Here is a 570-nt window from a genome sequence, read left to right as displayed (position 1 = left end):
CAGGATCTGTTCTCGGTGACGGGCAAGGTTGCTGAGCTCAAGACGACGATTGACAAGCCGGCGGACTTGTTTGGCGCTGCTACCGAGGTCAAGATCCAATCCTCTTTCCCGGCTGAAACCGACATCGTTTACAGCACCGATCCCGATGTAATACCTGCCGTTGACTCTGACGGGAATGTAACCGCTGGTGAGCTGCACACGAGCGATGGAACAGCAGGATCAACCCTTACTGTCCGGATCCCGGGCCCGGCCATCGATCCCGTAACCGGCGTGGCCGCCAGCACGGTCCAGCACACCACTTTGCGTTACCTGGCGGTGGACCGGACGAGCGGGACCACGAGCGAGCTTTACACCCAGGAATACACCGTTGACACCTCACTGCCCGTGGTGTCGGCCGCCAACCTTGGTCCCGCCGGCACCTCCCCGGAGACCGGGCCCTACCTGCAGGGACCGCAGAAGATCGCGCTGAGTGCTGCCACCGGCTCAAATCCGGAGGCAACCTCACGCATCTACTACACCCTTGATGGCACCCGCCCCGCACTGGACGGGGACGGCCAGCCAACGGGGTCC

General features: G+C 62.8%; 1 protein-coding gene. It reads left to right on the top strand.

The features are described from left to right. Nucleotides 1-15 precede the first annotated feature (15 nt). Nucleotides 16-570, top strand: a 555-nt coding sequence (locus AC5RWX_RS34140; protein ID WP_494100552.1) for a hypothetical protein, incomplete at its 3' end; no start/stop codon positions are given.

The sequence above is a fragment of the Arthrobacter sp. SPT-J7 genome (assembly GCF_059089965.1).
The sequence above is the reverse complement of the archived record's forward strand: the minus strand, read 5'-3'. Positions and strand labels throughout refer to the sequence as shown.